This window comes from Actinoplanes sp. NPDC051494 (genome assembly GCF_044454705.1).
In the GTDB taxonomy this organism is placed as follows: domain Bacteria; phylum Actinomycetota; class Actinomycetes; order Mycobacteriales; family Micromonosporaceae; genus Actinoplanes.
Genome location: NZ_JBITDZ010000013.1, coordinates 1 through 22,834, shown reverse-complemented (window position 1 = coordinate 22,834; position 22,834 = coordinate 1). Strand labels below are relative to the sequence as shown.

Below are 22,834 nucleotides of genomic sequence, written 5' to 3'. Positions count from 1 at the left end.
ACGCCGGGTACCCGGCCGGGAACGTGGTCAGCATCCGGAACGACTCGGGCAGCTGGGAGGCGTCGGCCGAGGCGACGAACCGGACATCGCGGACCGCGGGGCTGTCGGTGAGCGCGGACCGCAGGGTGGGGCGCTGCGCGTCGGTGACGTCGTCGGCCAGGAAAATGGAGACCTCCGTCCTGCGCGGGGTTCCCGGGCAGCGGGACGGGCTCGTCCTCGAGGGCCCGGTCGAAGAGGTCCTTCAGGTCGTCCATCGCGTGCTCCCGGTGTCCGGTGGGCATTCACCGAACATGACTGCCTGGACCACCGGATCAGTCACGCCGGTTGATCCCGGCGCGGCTCGGGAAGCCGCGCCGGGATCCGTTCGGCTACAGGGAGAGCTTCCAGTTGTCGATGCGGCCGGTGTCGATGGATGCGGCGTCCTGGACCCGCAGGGTCCAGACCCCCGCCTGGGTCTCGCCGGACAGGTTCACCGAGTAGGTCTGGTCGATGTTGTCCGTGCTGCCTCCGGTGCGGTTGTGCAGGACGTAGGCGGTGCCGTCCGGGGCGACAAGGCTGACAACCAGGTCACCGATGTACGTGTGCACGATGTGCACCTCGACCGCACTGGTCGCGGACGGCGTGGCCGCGCAGGTGCTCAGGTCGATCGTGCTCGTCACGGTCGTGTTGTCCGGGATGGCGACGTCGTTCTCGTTCGCGCCCGAGCATCCGCCCGAACTGCTCACGGTCAGCGTGAAGATCGTCGAGTGGGCGACCGACGGGGACGTGGCGGTCAGCGTGATCGGGTACGTGCCCGTGCCGACCGTGTCGGTGGTGCTGACGGTCACCGTGGTGGACTCGCCCGCGGTGATCTCGGCCGGCTCGAACGCGACCGTGATGCCGGCCGGCAGCGCGCCGGTGGTCAGCGCGACCGTCTCCGGCGTGCCGTTGGTGACGGTGGTGGCGAACTCGGTCGTCGCCACCTCACCGCGGTCCACGGCGGCGCTCGCCGGGGACACCGCGACGCTGAAGTCGTGGTCGGTGGGGCAGTAGTCGCTGCCGGCCACGTTGACCGCGGACCAGGCGGCCTGCACGGTCTTGTACTCCGTACCGCAGAGGCCGTAGAGGTCGGCGGCCGCGGACAGCGAGTAGGCCCGCGCGGTGTTGGACGGCGTCGCCGTGTTGACGTACCGGGTGTTCGACACGAAGTACGTGTCGAGCGCCCGGAACCAGATCTTCTCGGCCTTCTCCCGGCCGATGCCGGTGACCGGCTCCGCCGCGCCGCAGATCGGGGACGTGCCGTAGGCGGTCGTCCCGGTGCCCTCGGCGAGGTTGAAGAAGAAGTGGTTGGCCACGCCGCTGGAGTAGTGCACGTCGACGCCGTTGGTGGCGGTCGACCAGCAGGAGTGCGACGACCCGTCGAGCGACGGGTTGTACATGTAGCGCAGCGGCGCGCCGTTGCCCCGGATGTCGATCTTCTCGCCGATGTCGTAGTCGCCGGCGTCGCTGGTGTTGTTCGCGTAGAACTCCACCATCGAACCGAAGATGTCACTGGTGGCCTCGTTCAGGCCACCGGACTCCCCGGAGTAGGTCAGGCCGCCGGGCACCACGTTCTCGGTGACGCCGTGCGACATCTCGTGGCCCGCGACGTCGATGGCGACCAGCGGCTTCGCGTTGCCCGCGCCGTCGCCGTAGGTCATCTGCGCGCCGTCCCAGAACGCGTTCACGTACGCGTTGCCGTAGTGCACCCGCGACGGCACACCCGCGCCCGTACCGAAGATGCCGTTGCGTCCGTGCTCGTTCTTGAAGTAGTCGAACGTGACGGCGGCGCCGTAGTGGGCGTCGACCGCGGCGGACGCCCGGTCGCCGGTGGTGCCGGTGCCCCAGACGTTGTCCGCGTCGGTGAACGTGGTGCAGGTGGAGGTGCCACCGTTCAGGTCACAGGTCCGGCCGTTGCCGCGCTCCGGGTCGACGAGGCTGTACGTCGAGCCGCTGAGCGTGGTGTCGACCTCGACGGCGCCCGAGTAGATGCTGTTGCCGGTGCCGTCGGCGGTCTCGATCTCGTCGAACGAGCCGCGGACGGCGCCGGTGGCGGCGTCGGTGATCACGTGCAGCTTCGACGGGGTCTGCCCGTCCTTGGCCCAGCCCGAGACGACGGTCTCCCACGCGAGCGCGGGGGTGCCGTCGCCGGCGTCGACGAACAGTTCCGGCGTACCGGTCGCGGTGATCTTCCCGGAGAACGCGGTCCTCGCGGTCTCCTGGGCCTTCGCGGCCTTGACCCTCGGCGTCACACCGAGGGCGAGCGGCTTCTGCAGGCCGACCGAGCTGCCACGGAAGGCACCGTTCGCGCCGGTACGGACGATGAAGTCACCGCCGTACACGCGCAGCCCGCGGTACGTCCGGGTGTAGCGCACGACGCCGGTGCCGTCAGCTTCGCTCTTGCTGCTGTGGACGGCGTACCGGTCCTCGGCGGATGCCCGGATCGCCGGGGCGTGCTCCTTGAGGGCCGCGCCGGCGGCGGCCAGCGGTGAGGGTGCCGGCGTGGGTGCCGGTGCGGCGGAAACACTGGTGGCGGTGACCGCGAGGCCGCTACTGACCAGCAGGGTGATGCCGGCCAGTGTGAGAGCTCTTCTCAACCCGTTCCTCCCCAATTCCCCGGATGCGGGTGCATCCATTGGTATCGATATCAATACGGGGAGCTTGAAGGTTTGAGAAGGTTTCCGGCCAGAAATTTACACCACCGACATCGATGTCAATGAATCGGACCCGGCGGTGCTAGGTTGGTTGGGTTGCCGTATTTACGCGGACAACCCGGACGAGTGTGTGTCGTACCCGGCCTGACAAGACGACCGCTGTCAAAGGTGGGTTCGTCATGGCCTGGTTCGTTCTCGTGCTGTCCGGGGTCCTCGAGTCGGTGTGGGCGATCGCGCTCGACCGCAGCGCCGGCTTCACCCGCCCGCTCCCGACCGCCGTTTTCGGCGTCGCGCTCGTGCTCAGCATGGCCGGCCTCGGCTATGCGCTGCGTACCGTCCCGGCCGGCACCGGGTACGCCGTCTGGGTCGGCATCGGCATCGTGCTCACCGCGGGGGCCGGCATGGTCGCGTTCGGCGAGGCGGTCACGCTACCTCGGGTGATCTCCCTGCTGCTCGTGGTCGCCGGTGTCGCCGGGTTGAAGATCTTCCACTGACTCAGAGCGCGTACGCGGATCGGAACAACCGCTGCGGGTCGGCCGCCGCCCGGACACGCCGGAGCCGGGCCAGGTGCCGGCCGTGATACCGGGGGAGGGCGGCCGGATCCGGCTCCAGGTAATTGACGTAACGCCCGGCCGACCAGCGCGCCATCGCCCGGTGTCCGCCGTCGATCCACGCGTACGCGTCCCGGGCCGCCGCCGCGTCCGCGGTGGGCGACTCTACCAGCCACTGCAGCATGGTCCGCACGCCACGCCACGGGAACGCCGTCGCGTCCACGGCGACCCGGGACTGGGCGCCGGTCATCCGCTTGAACTTGGCCACCCCGGGGCGCCGCGCGCGGGCCCGGCGCTCGACGACGGCCAGCAACGCGGCGATCCCGGCCGGTGGCACCACGGCCGAGAAGACCTCGCTGCCGACCAACTCGGTGGAGCGCACCGCGCAGGACGCGGTGTCGTCGCAGCCGGCCCGGTCCCGCACGACGTCCAGGTACGGGCGCCGGTCCAGCGTCGCCGCGGACGGGTCCCGCCCGATGGCCGCGACGATCGCCGCCGCCTCGGCGTCCGCCCGGCCGTCCAGCACGAAACCGGAGACACGGACGCCGAGCCGGCCCTTCGCGTCGCTGGTGAACTGACAGGTCGACCACGTCTCGTCGGGCGCCGTGGCCAGCCGGGCCTGCCAGCCGGCGGCGACCCGGGCGGCGTCCGCCCACCGGAACGACAGCTTGAACGTGCCGGCCGTGGTGGCCGGGTGGGTGCGCATCCGCCAGCCCGTGACGACGCCGAACTGCCCGCCCCCGCCGCCGCGCAGCGCCCAGAACAACTCCGGTTCGCGGCCGGCGTGCACGCCGCGCAGCACCCCGTCGGCCGTGACGAGGTTCGCGCCGACCACGGCGTCGCAGGTCAGGCCGTACGCCGACGACGCCATCCCGACGCCGCCGCCCAGGGTGATGCCGCCGATGCCGACACTGCCGCAGGATCCGGAGGGTACGGACACCCGGGCCGCGCCCAGCGTGGTGTACACCTCCATGAGCCGGGCCCCGCCCCCGATCGTCGCGGTGCGGCTGCCGGTGTCGTACGACACGGCGTCCAGGGCGCGCAGATCGAGCACGATGCTCCCGGTGCCGGTCGACGCGCCGACGTACGAGTGCCCGCCGCCCCGGGTGATCACCGGCAGCCGCGAGCGCCGCGCGAACCGGATCGCCTCGGCGACGTCGCCACCGTGCGCGCACCGCACGACCGCGGGCGGCCGCACCCCGTCGAACCGCGGGTCCACCAGCCGCCGCGCGTCGTCGTACGCCCCGGTCCCGGGCAGCACGACCGCCCCGTCGACCGCCGCCGCCAGCGCCGTCCAGTCCGGCCCGGCACCACGCCCCGGCCGTCCGGCGCCGCGGGCGGGCAGCCCGCCGCCCTGCTCGGGCATTCCGCCGCCCTGCTCGGGCAGCCCGCCGCCCTGCTCGGGCAGCCCGCCGCCCTGTTCGGGCAGTCCGGCCAGGGGGAGGGCGGCTCCGGCGCGGATCAGGGTGCGACGTGACGGCGACATCCGGTCATAGTCGCACAAAACGCCATAAGCGGGCGTACAGGCGAGCCGTCCGCTCGTCCCCGGCGGCGACCGACGCTACGCCGAGGGCGGCCGGGGTAATTTCTTCCATGATCGACAAACGGGTAACGTGAGGGCTGGGGAGACAGATGGAAGCGACCTGGGCACTGCGGCCCGCGCGGCTCGAGACGGACGGTCCGGCGGTCGCCGCGCTGCTGGCGGAGTATCTGGACTGGGCCATCGCGACCCTGCAAGCGACCTACGGCGTCGAGGACTCACCGACCGACGTGAGCGAGATCAGCCGCTCGCTGCCCGCCTATCTGCCGCCGGCCGGCTACCTGGTCGTCGCCGAGAGCGGCGGTGAGCTGGTGGGTACGGGGGCGCTGCGCACGCTGGAGCCCGGGGTCACCGAGGTCAAGCGGATGTACGTCACGCCCGCGTTCCGGTCGCGGCGGCTCGGCTCGGCGATCCTCGACCACCTGCTCGACACCGCCGCCGGGACGCTGGGCGCGGGCGTCGTGCGCCTGGACACCTGCCGCTTCATGACCGACGCGCAGCGCCTGTACGGGTCCCGTGGGCTGCTCGAACGCGACCCGTACGAGGGCACCGAGATCCCGCCGCACCTGCAACGGTACTGGCGGTTCTTCGAGAAGCGTCTCTAGTGGACGGTGGTCGGATGCGCCGCAGGAAGCTCGTCGGCACAGCAGCCGTGGTCCTGGTGATCGCCCACCGCGGGGTGGCCCAGACGTTCCCGCACGCTCGCGGACCTGCGCCGGCTCCCTGCTCGACGGCGACTGGTCGGAGGGTTTCGACCGCCCCGCGGACCTCGACGCGGTGCCGGACGGCCGGCCCGGCTGGATCTGGACCAACCGCGCCGACGTGGTGACCCCTCTGGTCCCGTGAGGACGATCAATGTAACCTTCGCCGGGCTCCCGTAAACCTGGAAGGTTCCTCACGTCGTGCGCGCGTTGTTCGTGATCGCTGTCGCTGTGCTGGCAGGCTTCGTTCTCAGTCCGTTGATGCGCGCCGACGCGGGCTGCACACCGGCCCCGGCGGCGTCGGCTCCGGTGCGGCCCGCTGTGGACGGATGGAGCAGGGAGAAGGTCGCCAACGCGCGGCTCATCGTGAGCATCGGCACCGAGCGGCGGGTGCCGGTCCAGGGGCAGGTCATCGCGGTCGCCACGGCGTTGCAGGAGTCGGGTCTGCGTAATCTGCGCGGCGGTGACCGGGACTCGGTGGGGCTGTTCCAGCAGCGCCCGAGCCAGGGCTGGGGCACGCCGAGGCAGCTTGCCGACCCGGCCTACCAGACCCGGAAGTTCTACGACAAACTGCTCAAGGTCGACGGGTGGCAGAAGATGCGGCTCACCGAGGCCGCTCAGGCCGTGCAGATCTCCGCATACCCCGAGGCGTACGCGAAGCACGCCCCGGCCGCCACCCGGCTCGTCGGGGCGCTGGGCGTCCCCGCGGTCGCCGGCTGCGAGGCTAGCGACGCCGGCCCGCGCAGCTGACGCAGGTCTGCGCGGCCGGGCGCACGGCGAGCCGCTCGGGGTCGATCGGCTCGCCGCAGCTCTCGCAGATGCCGTATTTTCCCTGGTCGTAGCGGTCGAGGGCGGTGCGGATCTCGGTGATGCGCCGCCGGGCCGCGTCCAGGGTGGCGCTCAGCTGGGCCCGCTCGAACCCGATCGTGGCGCCCTCGGGGTCGTGCTCGTCGTCGGCGTTGGACGACCGCGACGCCTCGAACAGCGCGCGCAGGTCCTCGTCCAGCCCGGCGGCCTCGGCCTGGGTCCGCGCCAGCAGCCGCTCCAGGGTCTCCCGCACCCGACCAATCTAGCGGGCGTGTGGTCTCATGCGGTCTCCTCGAGGTCGAAAACGCCCGCGAACGGGTCGGTCAGGGTGGTCCAGCCGTCGAAGCCGTCGGCCAGCTCGGCGTCGGTCAGCAGGCAGGCGGTCAGCCGGTCGTGCAGGGCGTCGTGGTCGAGGCCGAGGCCGATGAGTGCGAGGACGGTCCGCCGGTCGCCGTAGTACGGGTCCCAGTCCAGGTCGGCGGCGATCCGGCGCAGGTCGCCGGCCTCGTGCCGGCGCTCGGGCTCCAGTGCGGCCAGCCAGCGGCCGAGGCTGCTCAGCGTGACGCCGCCGCCGGCCGACTCCCAGCCGATCGCGGTGTCACTCTGGCTGGCGATCCACAGCTGGCCCCGGCCGCGCAGTGTCTCGCCGGTGAGTTCGCCGAGCGCCTCGTACAGGCGTTCCGGGTGGAACGGGCGCCGGGAGCGGAACACCAGGGAATTCGCGCCGTGCTCGCCGGCCGGGTCGTCGACGCCGATGGAGAAGCCCGCCAGGGCGCGGCCGAGCATGCCCGGGCTCTGCGGGTCGTGCCGGGCGGTGCCGCGCAGCCGGGTGGACAGCTCGGTGCAGTCGACCGTCGCGGTCTCGCCGACCCGGACGTGGGTGGCCCAGGGGGCGAGCCGGTGCAGCAGCGCGGTGAGCCGGGCGTCGTCGAGCGCGTCGTAGCGGGGGCTGCCCCACACCACGATGGTGTCGGCGTACTCGACCTGCCGGACGACGACGTCGGCGACCCCGCGGCGGTCCTCGTCGGCGGCGTGCAGGTCACGGTCGCGCAGGTCGTCGGTACTGTCCAGGTCGTCGAGGAAGCCGACGGCCTCGACCACCGTCACGTACGAGTCGAAGCGGACCACGTCGGTGAGGGCGACCCCGTCGACGGCGCAGTGTGCGCAGGCCGCGGCGACCGCCTCGGGCTCGATGACGGTGGGCAGGGCGAGCAGCAGGTCGGCGCCGGGGCGTCGCCGGGCCAGCCGGACGAGGGTGGGCAGGACGTCGTCACGCAGCGTGCAGGAGACGCAGCCGTGGACCAGCTCGACTACCACGTCCTCGAGGACGGCCCTGGCGGTGCGCACGGTGCGGCGCACGATGCCGTCCCGGACGCGCCGGATGTCGTACGACACCAGCAGCAGAGCGAGGGCCGCACCGTGCGGCGGCCCCGTGGCGTCCTTCGCGTATTCGGGCTCTCCCGGATCCGGTTCCGCGCGACGGCCCTGCGTGGCGAGCTTCCCGGGGTCCGTGAAGCGTCCTGGTGAGGTACGCCCGGGCCGGGTTCGGTGCCCGGCCCGGCGCGAGGTCCCCGTCCGGAAACATGGGTGGGTTACCTTCTGGCCCTGATGCGCATTCTTCTCGTGGAAGACGATCACCGGATCGCTTCTGTCATGTCGTCCATGCTGCAGCGCCGGGGCTACGACGTGGAGCACGCCGCCACCGTCCGGGCGGCCCTGTCCGCGGCCCCGTGCGACCTGGTGCTGCTCGACCTCAACCTGCCCGACGGCGACGGCATCGACGTGTGCCGCACGCTGCGGGCCCAGGACGCCAACCTGGGCATCATCGCGGTGACCGCCCGCGGCGAGGAACGCGACCGGGTGTCCGGGCTGCGCTCCGGCGCCGACGACTACGTGGTCAAACCGTTCTCGATGGCCGAGCTGCAGGCCCGCATCGAGGCCCTGCTGCGGCGCTCCGCCCGGCCCGGTCCGCCGGCCGGCACGATCGTCGAGATCGGGCCGCTGCGCATCGATCACGCCGCGCGGACGGTCCGGACCGGGTCCCGCGACATCGCGCTCACCCGTAAGGAGTTCGACATCCTGGCCTCGCTCGCGCGGCGCCCGGGCGAGGCGCTGTCCCGCGAGCGCATCCTGCTCGACGTGTGGCAGACCACGTGGTCCGGCAAACACACCCTGGAAGTGCACGTCGCGTCGCTGCGGGCCAAACTCGGGCACCCCGACCTCGTGCAGACGGTACGCGGCGTGGGTTACCGTCTGCGCTCCGACTGAGGCTCACACGACGGGGAGGCGGCTTGCGCAAGCGACTCGTCACCACGTACGTGCTGCTGCTGTCCATGGTGTTGCTCGCCCTCGAGGTGCCGCTCGCGGTGGCGCTGACCAACCGGGAGACCCAGCGGGTCGTGGCCGACCGGCTCGCCGACGCCACCCGCTTCGCGTCGCTGGCCGCACCGGCCATGCGCACCGGTGAGCTGGAGGCCGTCACCGACGAGCTGCGGCGATACCACGGGCTGTACGGGATCGGGACGATGCTGGTCGACCAGGACCAGAACGTGCTGAGCGTGTTCGGCGGCCCGGTCGACGCCGGCCCGGCCATCCGCGTCGCCCTCGCCGGCCGGCAGGTGAGCACCCCGGGCACGCTGTGGCCGTGGCAGGCGCAACCCCTGGTGGTGGCCGTGCCGATCAGTGACGGCGGTGCGGTCCTGGGCACCGTGCTGACCGTCTCGCCGACCGTGCGCAGCCGCCGCGCCGTCACCCGGCAGTGGCTCGAGCTCGGCCTGGTCATCCTGATCGCGCTGGCCGCCTGCGTGATCGCCGCGGTGCGGCTCGCGAACTGGGCGCTGCGCCCGGTCACCCGGCTCGACGCGGCCGCCCACGAGATCGCGGCCGGTGCCGACGGGGCCCGCGTGCAGCCCGGGCTCGGCCCGCCGGAGCTGCGCCGGCTCTCGGCCAGCTTCAACGAGATGGCCGACGCGGTCGCCGAGTCGCTGGAACGGCAGCGCTCGTTCGTCGCGTACGCCAGCCACCAGCTGCGCAACCCGCTCACCGTGCTGCGCCTGCGCGTCGAGGACCTCGGCACCCGGCTGGTGGGCGACGGCGCGGTGGAAGACCACGCGATCGCGCTCGAGGAGATCGACCGCCTCGCGAGCGTGCTCGACGGGCTGCTCGCACTCGCCCGGGCCGAACGCGGCCAGCACCGGGTCGAGGTGGTGGACGCCGCCGCGGTCACCCGCAACCGGTCGCAGGCGTGGAGCCCGCTCACCGAACGCCGGCGCATCGAGCTGGTCACCACCGTCCCGGACGACCCGCTGCCCGCCCGGATCGTCGCGACCGCGCTCGACCAGTCGCTCGACGCGCTGATCGACAACGCGATCAAGTTCACCCCGGAGGGCGGCACGGTCGAGGTGACGGCCCGGCCCCGGGACGGCGGGGTCGAGGTGACCGTACGCGACACCGGGCCCGGGATGACGCCGGAGCAGTGCCGCGAGGCGACCGGCCGGTTCTGGCGGGCCCCCGACGCGCAGAACGTCGACGGGGCGGGCCTCGGCCTCCCGATCGTCGCGGTGCTGGTCGAGGCGTCCGGCGGCCGGTTCGAGCTCGCTCCCGGCCCGGCGCGCGGGCTGTCCGCGCTGATCTGGTTCCCGGCGGCTACGGCTTGACGGTCTTGTAGTACCGGGCCGCCCCGGGATGCAGCGGTACGGGCAGGGTCGCGATCGCCGACCGGACGTCGAGCCGCTCGGCCGCCGGATGCGCGGCCGCCAGCACGTCCCGGCGCTCCAGCAGCATCCTGGTCAGGTCGTACGCCAGCTGGTCGTCCATCGACTCCGGCACCACCAGCAGGTTGGGTACCGCGACGGTCGACACGGCCGGCAGCTGGTAGGCCGACAGCGGGACGTCGCGGACCACGTACACGTCGCTGTAGTCGCGGCGCAGGTCCCGGGCCCACTGCGACAGGTCCACGATCCGGACCGGCGCCTCGGCGCTGAGCTGGCGGATCCCCGCCACCGGCAGCCCGCCGGAGAAGAAGAACGCGTCGATCGCGCCGCTGAGCAGCGCCTCGATCGAGTCGTCGAGGTTGAGCTCGCGCCGGTCCACCAGCGCGGGATCACCCATCCGGGCGGCGGCCAGCAGCCGCCCGACGGTCACCACGGTGCCCGAGCCGTGCGCGCCGACCGACACCCGGCGGCCCTCCAGGTCCGGCAGTGCCCGGATCGGGCTGTCCGCGCGCACGACCAGGTGCAACAGGTCGTCGTACACCCGGGCCAGGGCGGCCAGCGCCGGTGCCGGACCGGCGCCGGTGACCAGGATGTCGGACTGGGTGAAACCGATCTCCGCCGCGTCGGTCAGCACCTTCTGCACGTTCTCCGCGGAGGCGGCGGTGACCAGCACGTTCGCGTCGAATCCGGGCATCTCCTGCTCGATCAGGCCGACCATCGCGGTGCCGACGGCGTAGTAGACCCCGGTGGGACTGCCGGTCGCGATCCGGATCCGGCGGCGCTGCGGAGTGTCAGCGGCACAGCCAGTGACGAGCACCACCAGCCCGGCGAGAAACGTCCGGCGTGGCAGGACGTTGTGCCGGTGAACTCTGGTGTGGGGGGTCACCCGTACCCCTCGGCTAGAACGAGACCCGTACGCACAATTTTTCCTCAAGACCTTCCGCTGCATGTACCGGCCGAACGGTTCGATCGGCCACGGTATCCACAGAAGCGGAAAGGGGACCCACGATGACCTACGTACAGGCCCGCGCCGTCGTCCTGGCCGACGCGCTGCCCGCCGCCTTCGAGTCGGCGTGCCTCGTCCGCTGCACCGACGTCACCCGCCGTCCCGGCCGCCGCCGCCCGGAATGGCACCACTCCCCGGTCCTGGACCCGCTGATCGACACCGCGCTGGCCGAATTCAATCAGAAGGACGCCGCCGCGCGGCTGGCCGCGCTGCTCACCGGGCTCGGCTGCGCCGCGAGCCACGGGGTCCGCACCGGCGGCGGCCGGCGCCGCTACGACGTCCAGCGGATCATCGTGCCCGACCCGCAACGCGTCGCGGCGGCCCGGATGCTCGACGCGGCCTGGCGCCAGGGCCGGCAGTCACTGTTCAGCACCGACCCGCTCGGCCCGTCCGCGCCCCGGCACGCCCAGCGGACCACGCTCGCCCGCGCGGTGTGGCGCGCGGTCCTGCTCGCCGGCGGCCGCCGGATCCGCGCCGAGGTGCTCCTGGTCCGCCTCGGTGACCACGAGATCGCCGCGGTCCTGGTCCGGGCGGCCCGCCTGCTCGGTGTGACCGCCGAGGTGGCGCGCCGCCCCGGCTGCTTCCTCATCACCGTTCCCGCCGACGCCATGCCCATGCTGCTGGGCACCGCCACCACCGGTCAGCCCAGGCTCGTCGGCCGTTGACCGGCTCGCGGGCAGTCGTCCAGCCGGTCGCGTGTGGTCATCGGGGGCTCGCGAACAGCTGGTGACCGCCCGCGAGCCCGCTGCCTTTCCCGCCAGGACGGAGCCGTTTCCCGCCACGACGGGGTCCGTGGGACGCATTGACATCCGTGTCGATTGTTGCGAATGTTCGACCGTCATGTTTCGTGTTCGTTTCTGTTGTGGTCGGAGCATCTATGTTTCGTACGCGATGGCGCGTTCTCGCGGTCTCGTTCCTCATAGCTCTCACTCCCGCGGTGCCGGTCTCCGCCACCGGTAAGGCGCAGCCCACCGACACCTCCTGCGCGACCACCGGCTCCGTCGACTTCGGCGTCGACCTCGCCGGGCCCGGATGGCGCTTCCGGACCGGGGACGACCCGGCGTTCGCCGATCCCGGGTACGACGACAGTGCCTGGACCGCCTGGACCGTGCCCGACAACTGGGGCGCCTCCGACCTGTCCACCTACGACGGCTTCGCGTGGTACCGGCGCACGTTCACGTTGCCGCAGCGCCCGGCCGGGGTCCCCGACGCCGCGGTCGTCGCCGCGCTCGGCCAGCTCGACGACGCCGACCAGAGCTTCCTCAACGGCACCGAGATCGGGCGTACCGGTGGGTTCCCGCCCAGCTTCGACTCCACGTGGGAGGTGCCGCGCGAGTACTACCCGGCCGACGGTCTGCTGCGCTGGGGTGCCACGAACGTGATCGCGATCCGGGTCTACGACGGCACCGGCGGCGGTGGCCTCTACCAGGGCCCGATCGGGCTGTTCTCGAAGTCCCGGCTGCGCCCGGTCACCGGCACGCCCGCCACCACGAAGCAGCTGGCCCACGCCTGCGCGATCCTGAACCGGCAGCACCGCGCCATCGCCGCCGGTGACCTGCGCACCTACGCCGCGACCCTGGCGCCGGACTTCTTCCACCAGGGCGACACCACCGCCCGGCGCCTCGCCGAGGTGCGCGGCTCAAAGACCCTCAAGGACGAGCAGGTCGAGGTGTTCGTCGACACCCAGGGCCGGCTCGTCGCCGACACGATCCGCAGCTGGGCGGGCCTCCAGCCGCCCACCCGCGAGCTGCTCTACCTCGACCCGCGCAGACCGCTCGAGCTGGGCGACCACGCGCGCTTCTTCCGCGACAGCTACCCCTCCACCGCGATGGGCCGCCGGGTCCAGTTCACCATCTACCTCCCGAGGAGCTATACACGTACGAACGCCAAGCGGTTCCCGGTCGTCTACATGCTCAACGGCTTCAACGGCAGCAACGTCGAGTGGGAAGCCCGTGACATGGACACGGTGCTCGACAAGCTGACCGTCGACGCCGGGCTCGAGGAGTCGGTCGTGGTGTTCCCCGACGGCGACAGCGGCTGGTACGTCGACACGTCGGCCGGAAATTTCAAGTCCATGATCGTCAACGAGCTGGTGCCCCTGGTCGACCGCGCCTACCGTACGATCCCGGACCGCGAGCACCGCGGCATCAGCGGCGTCTCCATGGGTGGCCAGGGCGCGTTCACGCTCGGCCTGACCCGCCCGGACCTGTTCAGTTCGATCGCCAGCCACATGGGCGCCCTGAGCCTCGCCCCGCTGGCCGGCACCGCCCAGGAACAGGCCGCGAACGCCGGACTGCGACCGCTCACCCTGGTCGCCGGCCGGTCCGCGGCCGAGCTGAACCGGCACACCTACTACTTCGACGGCGGAGACCAGGACGACTACCGTTTCGGTACGGCGGCCCAGCAGATGAGCGTCGCGCTCGCGTCCAAAGGCGTGCGCCACGACTACCAGCTCGGCGCGGGCCGGCACGACGACGCCTACTGGATGCCCAAGCTGGACCGCTCGTTCGGCCTGCACACCGCCCAGTTCCGGGCCCACCCGTTCCGCCAGCCGCGCGAGCCGAGGCCGACCCGCTCACCGTACGTCTGGCCCTAGGTTCCGGTATTCCCACAGCCGGTTGGTGGTGACATCGTCAAGGTCGCGGCCCGCCTCGACGCTCGTCGTGAACGGGCGCGAGGTGGTCGCGGCCGGCGCCCACGGGGTCACCGCGTTGAAACCCGCGCCGATCAGGCTGTCCCGGATGACGAGCTGGCCGTTCGGGGTGACGCCGGGCAGGTAGCCGGTCGCGCTTGCCCCCTGGTCCCAGGCGCGGCCGAGATAGCCGGTGGGCGCGGCCGCGTACCCGTTGTCGGCGGTGATCAGGGAATGCGTGACCAGGAAGCCGTACGGAAAATGGGGGTCGGTGTTGGGTGCGAAAACGACGCCGCCGGAGGCCTTGCGGGACGAGACCAGGTGGAACCGGGTCCGCTCGAACACGGCGGCGGCCCGGCCGAAGACGAAGTCGGTGTCACCCTCGATGTAACTGTCCCGCACCGACACCCGGGCGATCCGGGCGACGTCGTCGGCGTTGGCCATGAACGTGTCCTGGCGCCCGATCAGCCGCATCGCCTCCAACTGGGTCCGGTCGGCGTCGGTGCGCAGGGCGAGCGCCTGGTGGGTGCCGCGGTCCACGGTGTCCAGCAGGGTGTTCGTGATGGTCAGATTCTTGAGCTTCAGGCCGGGACTCTGCGACCAGACGACGGTGGCACAGAGGCCGGCGGTGGCGCTGGTCCGGTTCGCGCACGCCTGGAACATCGGCCAGGCCGGGTCACCCTCGGCGTACCGTCCGTCCGCGTTGACCAGGGCGGCCCATGCGGCGGGCGTGAGGGTGGCGTCGACCTGGAACTCCAGCCGGACCTCCCCGGGCCGCCCGGCGCCGTACACGGTCAGCGGGGGAGTGCCGGCCGGGATGAGAACGGTTCCGGTGTAGGTGCCGGGCAGGATGGCGATGGTGCTGGGCTCGCCGGCCCGGTAAGCGGCGTTGACAGCTTCCTGCACGCTCCCCAACCGGCCCGGTCCCACCACGAAGTCCGGCCGCCCACCGGTCCGGATCGGCCCGGGCGCCCACGGATCGTCAACCGGGGCGTCATACCGTCCCGACCACCGTAGGTAATGGGCCGGCGTGAACGGCCGGGCCTCGGCCCACGACAACACCGGCCGGGTCACGGTGCCCGGAGCCCGAATGGCCGCCGTGGGTGCAGCCACCGCCGTTGGCGGGGCTGCTGCTGCGGCCGGTGTCGCTGCGGCCGGTGTTGCTGCGGTCAGGGTCGCTGCGGTCAGGGTTGCTGCGACCGCCGCTGTCATCCATCGTGCGAGCTTCATGATCACTCCTCAGGAATGCGCTTACCTCAGGGCTTTCACGCAGCATAGAATCGAGAGAGATCGATAGCTATGGGTGGGCGCAGATCACCGGTCAAGCGTCACCCCGGGCGGGTGGCTTTCAGCTGAGGAAGTCGGCGAGGGCGGGCCGGGTGCCTTCGGTGTGGGCCGTCAGCAGCTCCGCGAAGCGGTCGGCGGCCATGATGGTCAGGCCCAGGTCCTCGGCCTTGGTGGCCTTGGAGCCCGCGCCTTCGCCGACCACGACCAGGTCGGTGCGTTTGGAGACCGAGCCGGAGGACTTGCCGCCCAGGGTTTCCACGGCCTCGTTTCCCTCGGTGCGGGTGAGGCCGGGCACCGAGCCGGTCACCACGACCGTCATGGGAGTGCCGTCCTCGCGGTGCAGGGGGAGGGTCGCCGTGGGGGCCGGGTCCCGGGGGCGGTCGGCGTAGGCGGTCACGCCGGGTTCGATCATGTTGACGCCGCGGGCGGTCAGTTTGGCGATCACCGGGGCGAGGTCGGCCAGTTCGGCGGCGATGGTGGTGGCTCGTTCCGGGCCTACCGCCTCGACCTCCTGGAGTTGCTCGACGGTGGCCTCGGTCAGCGCCTGCATGGAGGCGAAGTGGCGGGCGAGGCGGCGGGACATGGAGCGGCCGGTCATCCGGACGCCGAGGCCGGTCAGGACCCGGGACAGGGGCTGGGTCCTGCTCGCCTCGATGGTGGCCACGAGCTTGGTCGCCGAGGTGCGGCCCAGGCGGTCCAGTTTCTCCAGGGCGTCTGCTTCCAGGTCGTACAGGTCGGCGGGGTCGGTGACCAGGCCGGCCGCCACCAGGGAGCGGATGACCTTGTCGCCGAGGCCTTCGATGTCCATGGAGTCGCGGGCGGCGAAGTAGGCGAGGGACTCGACCGCGCCGCAGGCCCGGCCCTGGGTGCAGCGCCACCTCTTCTGGGTACGGTCGATGGCGCCGCCGCAGCGAGGGCAGACCCCGGGCGGGGTGAAGGGCTGGGCGTCGGCCGCTCGTTCGTCGAGCTTGGCCCCGGTGATCTCGGGGATGACGTCGCCGGCGCGGCGGACGAAGACGGTGTCGCCGACGCGGACGTCGCGGCGTACGAGATCGTCGAAGTTGTGCAGTGTCGCGGAGGTGACCACGACGCCGCCGACCTGGACCGGCTCCAGGACCGCCACCGGGGTGATGACGCCGGTGCGGCCGACCTGGACCTCGATGGCGAGCAGTCTGCCGGTGCGGGTGTCGGCGGGGAACTTGTGGGCGATGGCCCAGCGGGGTGCGCGGCTGGAGGAGCCGGCGGCGTCGCGGTCGGCCGGGTCGTCGGCCTTGATGACCGCGCCGTCGATGTCGAAGCCGAGGGTGCCGCGCAGGGCGCCCAGGGCGGCGATCGCGGCCAGCAGGTCGTCGACCGTGGCGCAGCCGGGCATGCCGGCCGGGGAGCCCGCGGTGGTGGCGACGCCGAGGCCGGCGACCATGGCCATCGCGGCGGAGTGGGTGAGGCCCTCGCCGCCGGGCAGGTCGTGCACGGCGTAGGACAGGAACGACAGCGGTGCGGTGTACGCCCGGTCCTGGGCGCGCAGGGTGCCGGCGGCGGCGTTGCGGGGGTTGGCGAACGGCTTGCCGTCATGGGCCGTACGCAGCTCGTTGGCCCTGGTGAAGTCGTCGTCGGTCATGAAGACCTCGCCGCGGACCTCGACGGTGACCGGCCGGGTGAGTTCCGCCGGAAGACCCGCCACCGCACGCGCCTGGGCGGTCACGTCCTCCCCGGCGCGGCCGTCGCCGCGGGTGGCGACCTGGACCAGCCGCCCGTCGACGTAGCGGGCCGCGATCGCCATGCCGTCGATCTTGGGCTCGACCGTGTAGCCGTTCGCCGGGCGGCCGAGGACCCGGTCCAGCCGGGTGGCCCAGGCGCGCAGCTCGTCGGCGTCGAACACGTTGGCGAGGCTCAGCATCGGGGTGCTGTGCTCGACGTCACCCGCGGCGACGGCCCCGGCGGCGACGGCCCCGGTGGGGGAGTCGGCGGCGGTCCAGCCGGGTTGCGCCCACTCGGTGGCGGTGACGCGGGCCAGCAGTGCGTCGTACGTGGCGTCGTCCATCGCGAGGTCGTCGCCGGCGTAGTACGTCGTGGCGGCGGCCCTGATCTGGGCGATCGCCTCGTGATAGGCCTCGGCGTGGTCGTAGGGAGCGGCATGCGCGGCGTCCACGACGGGAGCGGTCTCGGTGGTCGGCATGTGGCGCTCGTTTCTGTCGTCCCCTGCGGTGTCGGTGTCCTTGATACCGCAGAGGTACGACAGAAACGCCGGGAACCGGCGGACACCGGTGGAAAGAACGGTCGTTCTGCCGAGGGGGTGGGGCGGCGGTGGTCGCCCGGCGTGGGCGCGGGAGATCGGCATGGCGCGATGTGCCGATCACCGTCGGCTGATCGGACGCGCGTGTTACGACGTCATTCCATTGACATTAATCAATGCCCGGCGCAGCCTGGAAACGCTCCCACAGCGTTAGGAGACGCCCGTGAAGACCTTCGCCGTGATCCTCGCCATGAGCCTGGCCGGGATCCTGTACGCAACCCCCGCGCAGGCCGCGGTGGGCGCCCCGAACGACCCCAACATCGCCTTCCACGGCCGATGGGACACCACGGATCCGGCCGCCGTCGTGCCGAAATTCGCGGGCGCCTACTTCATCACCGGCTTCACGGGTACGCGGGTGTCGCTCAAGCAGCGCAACGCGATCGACCTCTACTACAGCATCGACGGCGGGACGGACGTCTACCTGCAGAACAAGAGCGGCACGGTCGGCCTCACGCCGAGCGCGCTGCCCGCCGGCAACCACACGCTGCGGGTGTCGTACCGGGTCGTCGCCGGGTCGTACCACGGGGACGCCGTCTTCCAGGGGCTGATCCTCGACAGTGGAGCCAGGACCATCGCCCCGGCGCGGCCGTCGCGGTTGTTCGAGTTCATCGGCGACTCCATCACCGTCGGCACGACATCGAGCAGGAACGCGCTCACCGCGTACGGATGGCTGACCGGGGAGAAGCTCGGTGCCGCGCACACGCAGATCGCCGAGGGCGGGGCCTGCCTGGTCAGTGCCGCGGACGGCTGCACCGGCATGGCCGACCGCTTCCTGCGCACCAGCCCGGTCGCCGGCTCGCCGCTGTGGGACTTCACGAAGTATCAGGCCGACGCCGTGGTGATCAACCTCGGCACGAACGACGTCGGGCACGGGGTCAGCACCACGACGTTCCAGACCGTCTACACCCAGCTGCTGCGCGACGTCCGGGCCCGGTACCCACGGGCCGCGATCCTGGCATTGCAGACCTTCACCAAACGGTACGCCGCACAGACGCAGGCCGCGGTGACCGCGACCGGGGACGCGAACACGTTCTACATCGCCACCGACGGCTGGATCCCGGCCGGTGGGCTGACCGACAACGTCCACCCCAACGACGCGGGTCACCAGGCGATCGCGGCCCGGCTCGCACCCCTGCTGGAAGCCAAGACCGCCGCCGCCACCGCGCTGTGCCCGACCCCCGCCACGACGTCGGTGCGCGCGGCCGCCGTCACGGTCTGGATGGCCGGCGACTCCACCATGATGAACCCCCAGGGCGGGGTCTGCCCGGCCGGCTGGGGCAGCCAGTTCGCCCCCTACTTCACCAGCGACGTCACCGTGCAGAACAAGGCCGTCGGCGGGCGCAGCGTCCAGACCTGGCTCTACGAGGGCAACGTCACGGGTACGAAGGACGCGGCCGGCGAATGCGTCGTCAGCCCCAACACGTACAGCTCACGCTGGACCGCGACGCTCGACGGCATGAAATCCGGTGACTACCTGTTCATCCAGTTCGGCATCAACGACGGCGACTCGGCCTGCCCCCGCCACGTCGGCGGCGCGCGTTACCAGCAGCTGCTCGGCGCCATGGTCCAGGCGGCCAAGGCCAAGGGCGCCAAGCCGGTCCTGGTGACCCCGGTCGCGGCGATCACCTGCAGCGGCAGCACCGCCGTCGGCAACCGTGGCTTCCTCACCGAGACCCGCAACGCGGCCACGGCCACCAGCGTCCCGGTGATCGACCTGCACGCGCGCAGCGTCGCGCTCTACAACACGTTGAAGCTCTGCCCCAACAACGGCGACTACACCGCCGGTGCGGTCGGTGCCTTCTTCTGCAACGACCACACCCACTTCGAGATCGCCGGGGCCCGCCAGATCGCCGGCCTGATCACCACCGCGCTGCGCGAGCAGAACATCCCCCTGGCCTCCTACCTGCGCTGACCACTGGTGGTGGCGGCCCGCCGCGCGGTGACGACCGTTTCCGCGTGGCGGACCACCTCGGCGATGTGCCGGCGATCCGCGGTCAACTCGTCGGCGTGCCGGCGCACCAGAGCGGTCTGGATCGTGGCCTCCGCCGCGGTCAAGCTCTCGACCAGCCGGGTCGAACGCTTGCACCGCACATCCAGCAGGGCCACATCGCGGCTGGTCGCCGTGTCCACGGGCAGGGCTCCGGCCGGGAACCAGACGTCATCGACACGGCTGACACCGTGGGTCGCGAGACACGCCTTCCAGTCCGTGAGTGCGGTCCGGCCGACCGGGGAGCCGAGCACCGCGTCGTACGACTCCCGGCCGAGACGTTGCGCCAGCGGAGGGGCGAGGGCGAGCTCACGGATCGCCGGCTCCGCGCCGCACCTCGCGAACGTGGCCGCCTCGTCGCGGCCCATCGCGCGACCGTTGAGTCGTTCTTCGCGCTTCTGTGCCGCGGTCGCCGGCGGAAGGGCGTAGCCGTACCGAAGGGCTTCCGCCTCGTCCGAGATCCCGTACCGGCGGTCGGCGGTCAGGGGTTCGCCGACCCGGTCGACGACGTCCATGGGATGACCGCCGGCCCGCATGCAGCCGGCGAGGAGCAGGTTGACGGCGAGGTCGACGGTGCGGCTCTCCTGGACGGAGAGACCGAAGGCGTCCAGCGGGAGCACGATGCGCCGGCCGGGGGCGGGCACGTCCGCCGGGACCGGACCGGCTCCGGCGCCGGCGAGGATCCCGGCGGACGCCGCCACCACCGCGGTGGCGACGCCCACTGCCGGCAGGAACTTCCTCACGGGCAGAACTTGTGGCTGCTGATCCGGTCCTGCCAGTTCTGACCGGCGTAGGCCCCGTTGAAGCCGACGCCACCGCCGTTCGACAGCTTCGGATCCTGATAGTTGTAGTTGTCGGCGACCCGGTTGAAGAGGATCGCCGGTCCGGTGTGCTGGGCCCCGTCGAACAGCGCCACGGCGCAGGAGTTGCCGTAGTTGCGCACCGAGTTCGCGCCGTTGTTGATGCTGTACGTGGTGCAGGTCGACCAGACGATGGTGTTGTAGTCGTACCCGGTGTTGGTCATCCCGCGAAAACAGCCGGAGTAGTCGTTCTCGCCCCACAGGCAGACCTGTCCGGGCGAGCACTCCGACAGTGCGGCCTCGGCGGGCGCCGTGGCCACCAGGCTGCCGGCGATGCCGATCGTCAACGCGACCAGCCATAGTGCGATCCGTCTCATTGCGGCTCCCTCCACTGTGACACCGCGTTGCCGTCGGTGCCGATTGGGGGAAGTCAACCGTCGATGGGACAGCGGGCCACAGTGCAGGGCTGCACTGGCCCCTCCCCTCTGGTCACTAAAGGTGACCGTAGGGATGTTCTCCGTCGCTGTCCGCGGGACGACCATGACACTGATGTCGCATCGATCCGAACCCCGTCCCGCCGTCGCGGGCGACGTCCTCATCCAGTTCGGTGGGGAACGCTGGCTCGTGCCGCGCGGTGCCGAGGTGACCATCGGCCGCAGCCGGGCCAGCATGGTCCGGCTGCCCGACGACGACCATCTGTCGCGCCGGGCCGGGCTGTTACGGGTCCTCGACGACTGCGTACTGGTACGCAACGAGTCACAGCACAAGCCGCTGGTGGTCCGGCCACCCGCCGGCGAGGACCGGGTCGTCGAGCCGGGCGCCGCGACCACCTCGCTGCCGTTCCGCCGGTTCGCCGTGGTGCTGGCCGGCAGCGGTGGCGCCACGGTGCGCATCGACGTCGACGCGGCCCGGGTGACACCCGGCGCCGCCGGCGATCCGGAGACCCGCGCACCACAGACCGTGACCGACCCGGTCAGCCTCAGCGGCACCCAGCACCGGGTGCTCGTCGCGTTGTGCGCACCGCTGCTCACCGAGTCCGGGCCGCGGGCCGCCCCGGCGACGTACGCGCAGATCGGGCACCGCCTCACCCTGCGACCGCAGTACGTCCGGAACGTGGTGAAGTCACTGCGTGAGGAGCTGGCCGGGTACGGGATCGGTGGCCTCACCCGTGACGACCGTGCCGCCACCCACGACGACTTCCGCTGGGCGCTCGCGCGCTGGGCGGTCCGCAGCGGCTGGGTCACCCCCGATGACGTGCGGGCCGATCATGACGCCTGACGCCGAGCCGCCCACCCGAGGGGGATACGAACTGCCGCCCGCGCCACCCGACGACCCCGCGTTCGCCGGCCCGGCCGAGGACCCCGACCGCTACGAGCTCGTGGGCGCGGGGATCACCGGCGGTGAGGGCACGACCTGGCGCGCGCGGTACCGCGGCCGGCTGCGTGCCCCGTTGCCGCTCGCCGTCAAACTGCTGCGACCGCCACCCGGCGCCGCACCCGGCTGGCCGTCAGCTGCGGAGCGCCGTCGCTGGCAGGACCAGGCCGCCCTGCTCCGGCATCTGCGCCTGGACCACGTCGTACGGCTGCACGAGATCTTCTCCGGCCCGCCGCCGCACCCACCCGGCACCCCGGGCGACGGTCCCGTCATGGCGTACCTGGTCATGGAATGGATCGACGGGCCGACCCTGAGCCGGCTGTGCCGGGGCATCCCGGCGGGGCGCACCACGGTGGCGGCCCGGCTCCGGTATGTGACACAGGCCGCCACCGCGCTGGCCGTGCTCTCCTCGGACACCCTGACCGCGGGCAACGCGAGCCTGCACCGCGACGTCAAGCCGGGGAACTGCATCATCGCCCGCGACCGGGGGCTGGTGCTGATCGACGTCAGCACCCTGCGCCCGATCGACGACGGCTTCGACTCCGTCGGCCTGCACACCCCGCAGTACACCGCACCGGAGGTACGGGCCGCACCGCACCGGCCGCGTACCCCGGCGGCCGAGGCGTACTCGCTCGGCGCGCTCACCGCGTACTGTCTGACCGGTCAGGACCCGGGCCCCGCGCCGGACCTGCGGGCCGAGCTGGTCGCGGCGGCCCTGGCCGCCGAGGTGGCCGGCCCGGAGGCGCTGGCCGCGCACATCCTGACCGCGCTGGATCCCGATCCCGGCCGCCGCCCCACCGACCTGGTGCGATGGGGTGAGCGGCTGGAACGGCTGGGCCGCAGGCGGCAGCGGATCCCGGCGCTCCGTCTTCTGATCGCGCTGACGGCGATGCTCGCCCTGCTCGGCGGATCGCACAGCCGGGGCCACGGGAAACCGCCGGCGCGCCCGGCTCCCGGCACACCGCCGGGCTATGCCGGGGCCATCCGGTCCCCGGCCGACGGCGGACATGCCCGGCAGTGCGAGTACTTCACCGGCACCGCCGTCGTCCCACCGGGTATGACGCTGATCCTGGCCATGCGCAACCTCGACAACGGCGACCCCGGCCGGTACCCCGAGGTGGTGCATCATTTCGACGATCCGGCCCGGCTGCGTGACTGGCGCGGGGCGCAGTACTTCGGGCGCGAGGACGCCACCGTGGGCCAGCGGTACCAGGTCCAGCTGCTGGCGGTACGGACGGCGGCGGCCGTGGCCTGGCGGGCGGACGACGCCGAGGGTGCCGGGACGAGGCTCGCCGCGGGCGGGGTCCCGCTGGACACGGTCACCCTCACGCGCATCCCCGGACCGGGCCCGAGCCCGGGTTGTGAGGGTGACTAGTTGTGATGTCCGGTGAGGTTGGTCAACCGTGTGATGGGTGGCAGGCCGCCGATGGCGGTGTGGGGTCGGTGATGGTTGTAATCGTGCAGGAAGGCC

19 protein-coding genes, 2 pseudogenes and 1 riboswitch are annotated in these 22,834 nt (G+C 72.1%); of the genes and pseudogenes, 11 read left to right on the top strand and 10 right to left on the bottom strand.

Translation table 11 applies throughout. From position 1 onward, the window contains the following. Positions 1 to 70 precede the first annotated feature (70 nt). A pseudogene (locus tag ACIA6A_RS34405) lies at positions 71 to 166 on the bottom strand (hypothetical protein); the annotation flags it as partial. A gap of 202 nt (positions 167 to 368) precedes the next feature. After that, the gene (locus ACIA6A_RS34400; RefSeq protein WP_396102159.1) at positions 369 to 2,615 is read right to left on the bottom strand and encodes a M4 family metallopeptidase; all 2,247 of its coding nucleotides are present in this window, start codon (positions 2,613 to 2,615) and stop codon (positions 369 to 371) included. Positions 2,616 to 2,766: 151 nt separating this feature from the next. Next, a riboswitch (guanidine-III (ykkC-III) riboswitch) is annotated at positions 2,767 to 2,835 on the top strand. Between the two features lie 16 nt (positions 2,836 to 2,851). Between ACIA6A_RS34400 and ACIA6A_RS34395 the strand changes: the two genes are divergently transcribed. Next, positions 2,852 to 3,166 carry a DMT family transporter gene (locus ACIA6A_RS34395; protein WP_396102158.1) on the top strand — a complete coding sequence of 105 codons (315 nt, stop codon included), beginning with the start codon at positions 2,852 to 2,854 and terminating at the stop codon, positions 3,164 to 3,166. Position 3,167: 1 nt separating this feature from the next. Here the strand turns inward: ACIA6A_RS34395 and ACIA6A_RS34390 are convergent, their stop codons facing one another. After that, the gene (locus ACIA6A_RS34390) at positions 3,168 to 4,709 is read right to left on the bottom strand and encodes an FAD-binding oxidoreductase (protein WP_396102157.1); all 1,542 of its coding nucleotides are present in this window, start codon (positions 4,707 to 4,709) and stop codon (positions 3,168 to 3,170) included. A 146-nt stretch (positions 4,710 to 4,855) separates the two neighbouring features. Between ACIA6A_RS34390 and ACIA6A_RS34385 the strand changes: the two genes are divergently transcribed. Both ACIA6A_RS34385 and ACIA6A_RS34380 read left to right on the top strand, forming a co-directional pair. Continuing rightward, positions 4,856 to 5,368: a GNAT family N-acetyltransferase gene (locus ACIA6A_RS34385; RefSeq protein WP_396102156.1), complete on the top strand. Its 513-nt coding sequence runs from the start codon at positions 4,856 to 4,858 to the stop codon at positions 5,366 to 5,368. Positions 5,369 to 5,665: 297 nt separating this feature from the next. Next, complete coding sequence (locus tag ACIA6A_RS34380; protein ID WP_396102155.1) at positions 5,666 to 6,214, top strand: peptidase M23; 549 nt, start codon at positions 5,666 to 5,668, stop codon at positions 6,212 to 6,214. On the opposite strand, the gene ACIA6A_RS34375 is transcribed toward ACIA6A_RS34380, so the two are convergent. Then, positions 6,189 to 6,524: a TraR/DksA family transcriptional regulator gene (locus ACIA6A_RS34375; protein WP_396102154.1), complete on the bottom strand. Its 336-nt coding sequence runs from the start codon at positions 6,522 to 6,524 to the stop codon at positions 6,189 to 6,191. The two genes, ACIA6A_RS34380 and ACIA6A_RS34375, sit on opposite strands and share 26 nt — an antisense overlap. 26 nt (positions 6,525 to 6,550) lie before the next feature. Further along, positions 6,551 to 7,588 (bottom strand): CobW family GTP-binding protein, encoded by a 1,038-nt coding sequence (locus ACIA6A_RS34370; protein ID WP_396102153.1) that lies wholly within the window; start codon positions 7,586 to 7,588, stop codon positions 6,551 to 6,553. Positions 7,589 to 7,690: 102 nt separating this feature from the next. Here ACIA6A_RS34370 and ACIA6A_RS34365 point away from each other — a divergent pair. The 3 genes and pseudogenes from ACIA6A_RS34365 to ACIA6A_RS34355 form a co-directional block, all read left to right on the top strand. Next, positions 7,691 to 7,798 (top strand): annotated as a pseudogene (locus tag ACIA6A_RS34365) (30S ribosomal protein S14); the annotation flags it as partial. Between the two features lie 81 nt (positions 7,799 to 7,879). After that, entirely contained in the window at positions 7,880 to 8,539 is a 660-nt protein-coding gene (locus ACIA6A_RS34360) for a response regulator transcription factor (RefSeq protein ID WP_396102152.1), read from the top strand. A gap of 23 nt (positions 8,540 to 8,562) precedes the next feature. Continuing rightward, entirely contained in the window at positions 8,563 to 9,927 is a 1,365-nt protein-coding gene (locus tag ACIA6A_RS34355; RefSeq protein WP_396102151.1) for a sensor histidine kinase, read from the top strand. Here ACIA6A_RS34355 and ACIA6A_RS34350 read toward each other — a convergent pair. Beyond that, entirely contained in the window at positions 9,917 to 10,834 is a 918-nt protein-coding gene (locus tag ACIA6A_RS34350; RefSeq protein ID WP_396102396.1) for a TAXI family TRAP transporter solute-binding subunit, read from the bottom strand. The two genes, ACIA6A_RS34355 and ACIA6A_RS34350, sit on opposite strands and share 11 nt — an antisense overlap. A 158-nt stretch (positions 10,835 to 10,992) precedes the next feature. Between ACIA6A_RS34350 and ACIA6A_RS34345 the strand changes: the two genes are divergently transcribed. Next, positions 10,993 to 11,655: a hypothetical protein gene (locus tag ACIA6A_RS34345; protein ID WP_396102150.1), complete on the top strand. Its 663-nt coding sequence runs from the start codon at positions 10,993 to 10,995 to the stop codon at positions 11,653 to 11,655. 212 nt (positions 11,656 to 11,867) lie between these two features. Continuing rightward, complete coding sequence (locus tag ACIA6A_RS34340) at positions 11,868 to 13,586, top strand: alpha/beta hydrolase-fold protein (RefSeq protein WP_396102149.1); 1,719 nt, start codon at positions 11,868 to 11,870, stop codon at positions 13,584 to 13,586. Here ACIA6A_RS34340 and ACIA6A_RS34335 read toward each other — a convergent pair. Continuing rightward, complete coding sequence (locus tag ACIA6A_RS34335) at positions 13,566 to 14,528, bottom strand: pectinesterase family protein (protein ID WP_396102148.1); 963 nt, start codon at positions 14,526 to 14,528, stop codon at positions 13,566 to 13,568. The genes ACIA6A_RS34340 and ACIA6A_RS34335 overlap by 21 nt on opposite strands. A 442-nt stretch (positions 14,529 to 14,970) precedes the next feature. Next, positions 14,971 to 17,085, bottom strand: coding sequence for an NAD-dependent DNA ligase LigA (gene ligA / locus ACIA6A_RS34330; RefSeq protein WP_396102147.1), 2,115 nt, complete (start codon positions 17,083 to 17,085; stop codon positions 14,971 to 14,973). 280 nt (positions 17,086 to 17,365) lie between these two features. On the opposite strand from ligA, the gene ACIA6A_RS34325 reads away from it, so the two are divergent. Further along, positions 17,366 to 19,114 carry a GDSL-type esterase/lipase family protein gene (locus tag ACIA6A_RS34325; protein ID WP_396102146.1) on the top strand — a complete coding sequence of 583 codons (1,749 nt, stop codon included), beginning with the start codon at positions 17,366 to 17,368 and terminating at the stop codon, positions 19,112 to 19,114. Here ACIA6A_RS34325 and ACIA6A_RS34320 read toward each other — a convergent pair. Next, a complete protein-coding gene (locus ACIA6A_RS34320; protein ID WP_396102145.1) occupies positions 19,102 to 19,932 on the bottom strand; it encodes a hypothetical protein in 831 nt (276 codons plus the stop codon). The genes ACIA6A_RS34325 and ACIA6A_RS34320 overlap by 13 nt on opposite strands. Beyond that, positions 19,929 to 20,366 (bottom strand): peptidase inhibitor family I36 protein, encoded by a 438-nt coding sequence (locus ACIA6A_RS34315; RefSeq protein WP_396102144.1) that lies wholly within the window; start codon positions 20,364 to 20,366, stop codon positions 19,929 to 19,931. Before ACIA6A_RS34315 ends, ACIA6A_RS34320 begins: the two co-directional genes overlap by 4 nt. 172 nt (positions 20,367 to 20,538) lie before the next feature. On the opposite strand from ACIA6A_RS34315, the gene ACIA6A_RS34310 reads away from it, so the two are divergent. Together ACIA6A_RS34310 and ACIA6A_RS34305 are read left to right on the top strand one after the other, a co-directional pair. Beyond that, on the top strand, positions 20,539 to 21,267 hold the full coding sequence (locus ACIA6A_RS34310; RefSeq protein WP_396102143.1) for a hypothetical protein: 729 nt from the start codon (positions 20,539 to 20,541) through the stop codon (positions 21,265 to 21,267). Continuing rightward, entirely contained in the window at positions 21,257 to 22,738 is a 1,482-nt protein-coding gene (locus ACIA6A_RS34305) for a serine/threonine protein kinase (protein ID WP_396102142.1), read from the top strand. Before ACIA6A_RS34310 ends, ACIA6A_RS34305 begins: the two co-directional genes overlap by 11 nt. Positions 22,739 to 22,834 lie beyond the last annotated feature (96 nt).

Bases quoted from the DNA above. Each gene is read 5' to 3' on its own strand.
- ACIA6A_RS34305 (WP_396102142.1), top strand. From the start codon at position 21,257: ATGACGCCTGACGCCGAGCCGCCCACCCGAGGGGGATACGAACTGCCG.
- ACIA6A_RS34360 (WP_396102152.1), top strand. From the start codon at position 7,880: ATGCGCATTCTTCTCGTGGAAGACGATCACCGGATCGCTTCTGTCATG.
- ACIA6A_RS34345 (WP_396102150.1), top strand. From the start codon at position 10,993: ATGACCTACGTACAGGCCCGCGCCGTCGTCCTGGCCGACGCGCTGCCC.
- ACIA6A_RS34340 (WP_396102149.1), top strand. From the start codon at position 11,868: ATGTTTCGTACGCGATGGCGCGTTCTCGCGGTCTCGTTCCTCATAGCT.
- ligA (WP_396102147.1), bottom strand. From the start codon at position 17,085: ATGCCGACCACCGAGACCGCTCCCGTCGTGGACGCCGCGCATGCCGCT.
- ACIA6A_RS34390 (WP_396102157.1), bottom strand. From the start codon at position 4,709: ATGTCGCCGTCACGTCGCACCCTGATCCGCGCCGGAGCCGCCCTCCCC.
- ACIA6A_RS34395 (WP_396102158.1), top strand. From the start codon at position 2,852: ATGGCCTGGTTCGTTCTCGTGCTGTCCGGGGTCCTCGAGTCGGTGTGG.
- ACIA6A_RS34385 (WP_396102156.1), top strand. From the start codon at position 4,856: ATGGAAGCGACCTGGGCACTGCGGCCCGCGCGGCTCGAGACGGACGGT.
- ACIA6A_RS34315 (WP_396102144.1), bottom strand. From the start codon at position 20,366: ATGAGACGGATCGCACTATGGCTGGTCGCGTTGACGATCGGCATCGCC.
- ACIA6A_RS34310 (WP_396102143.1), top strand. From the start codon at position 20,539: ATGTCGCATCGATCCGAACCCCGTCCCGCCGTCGCGGGCGACGTCCTC.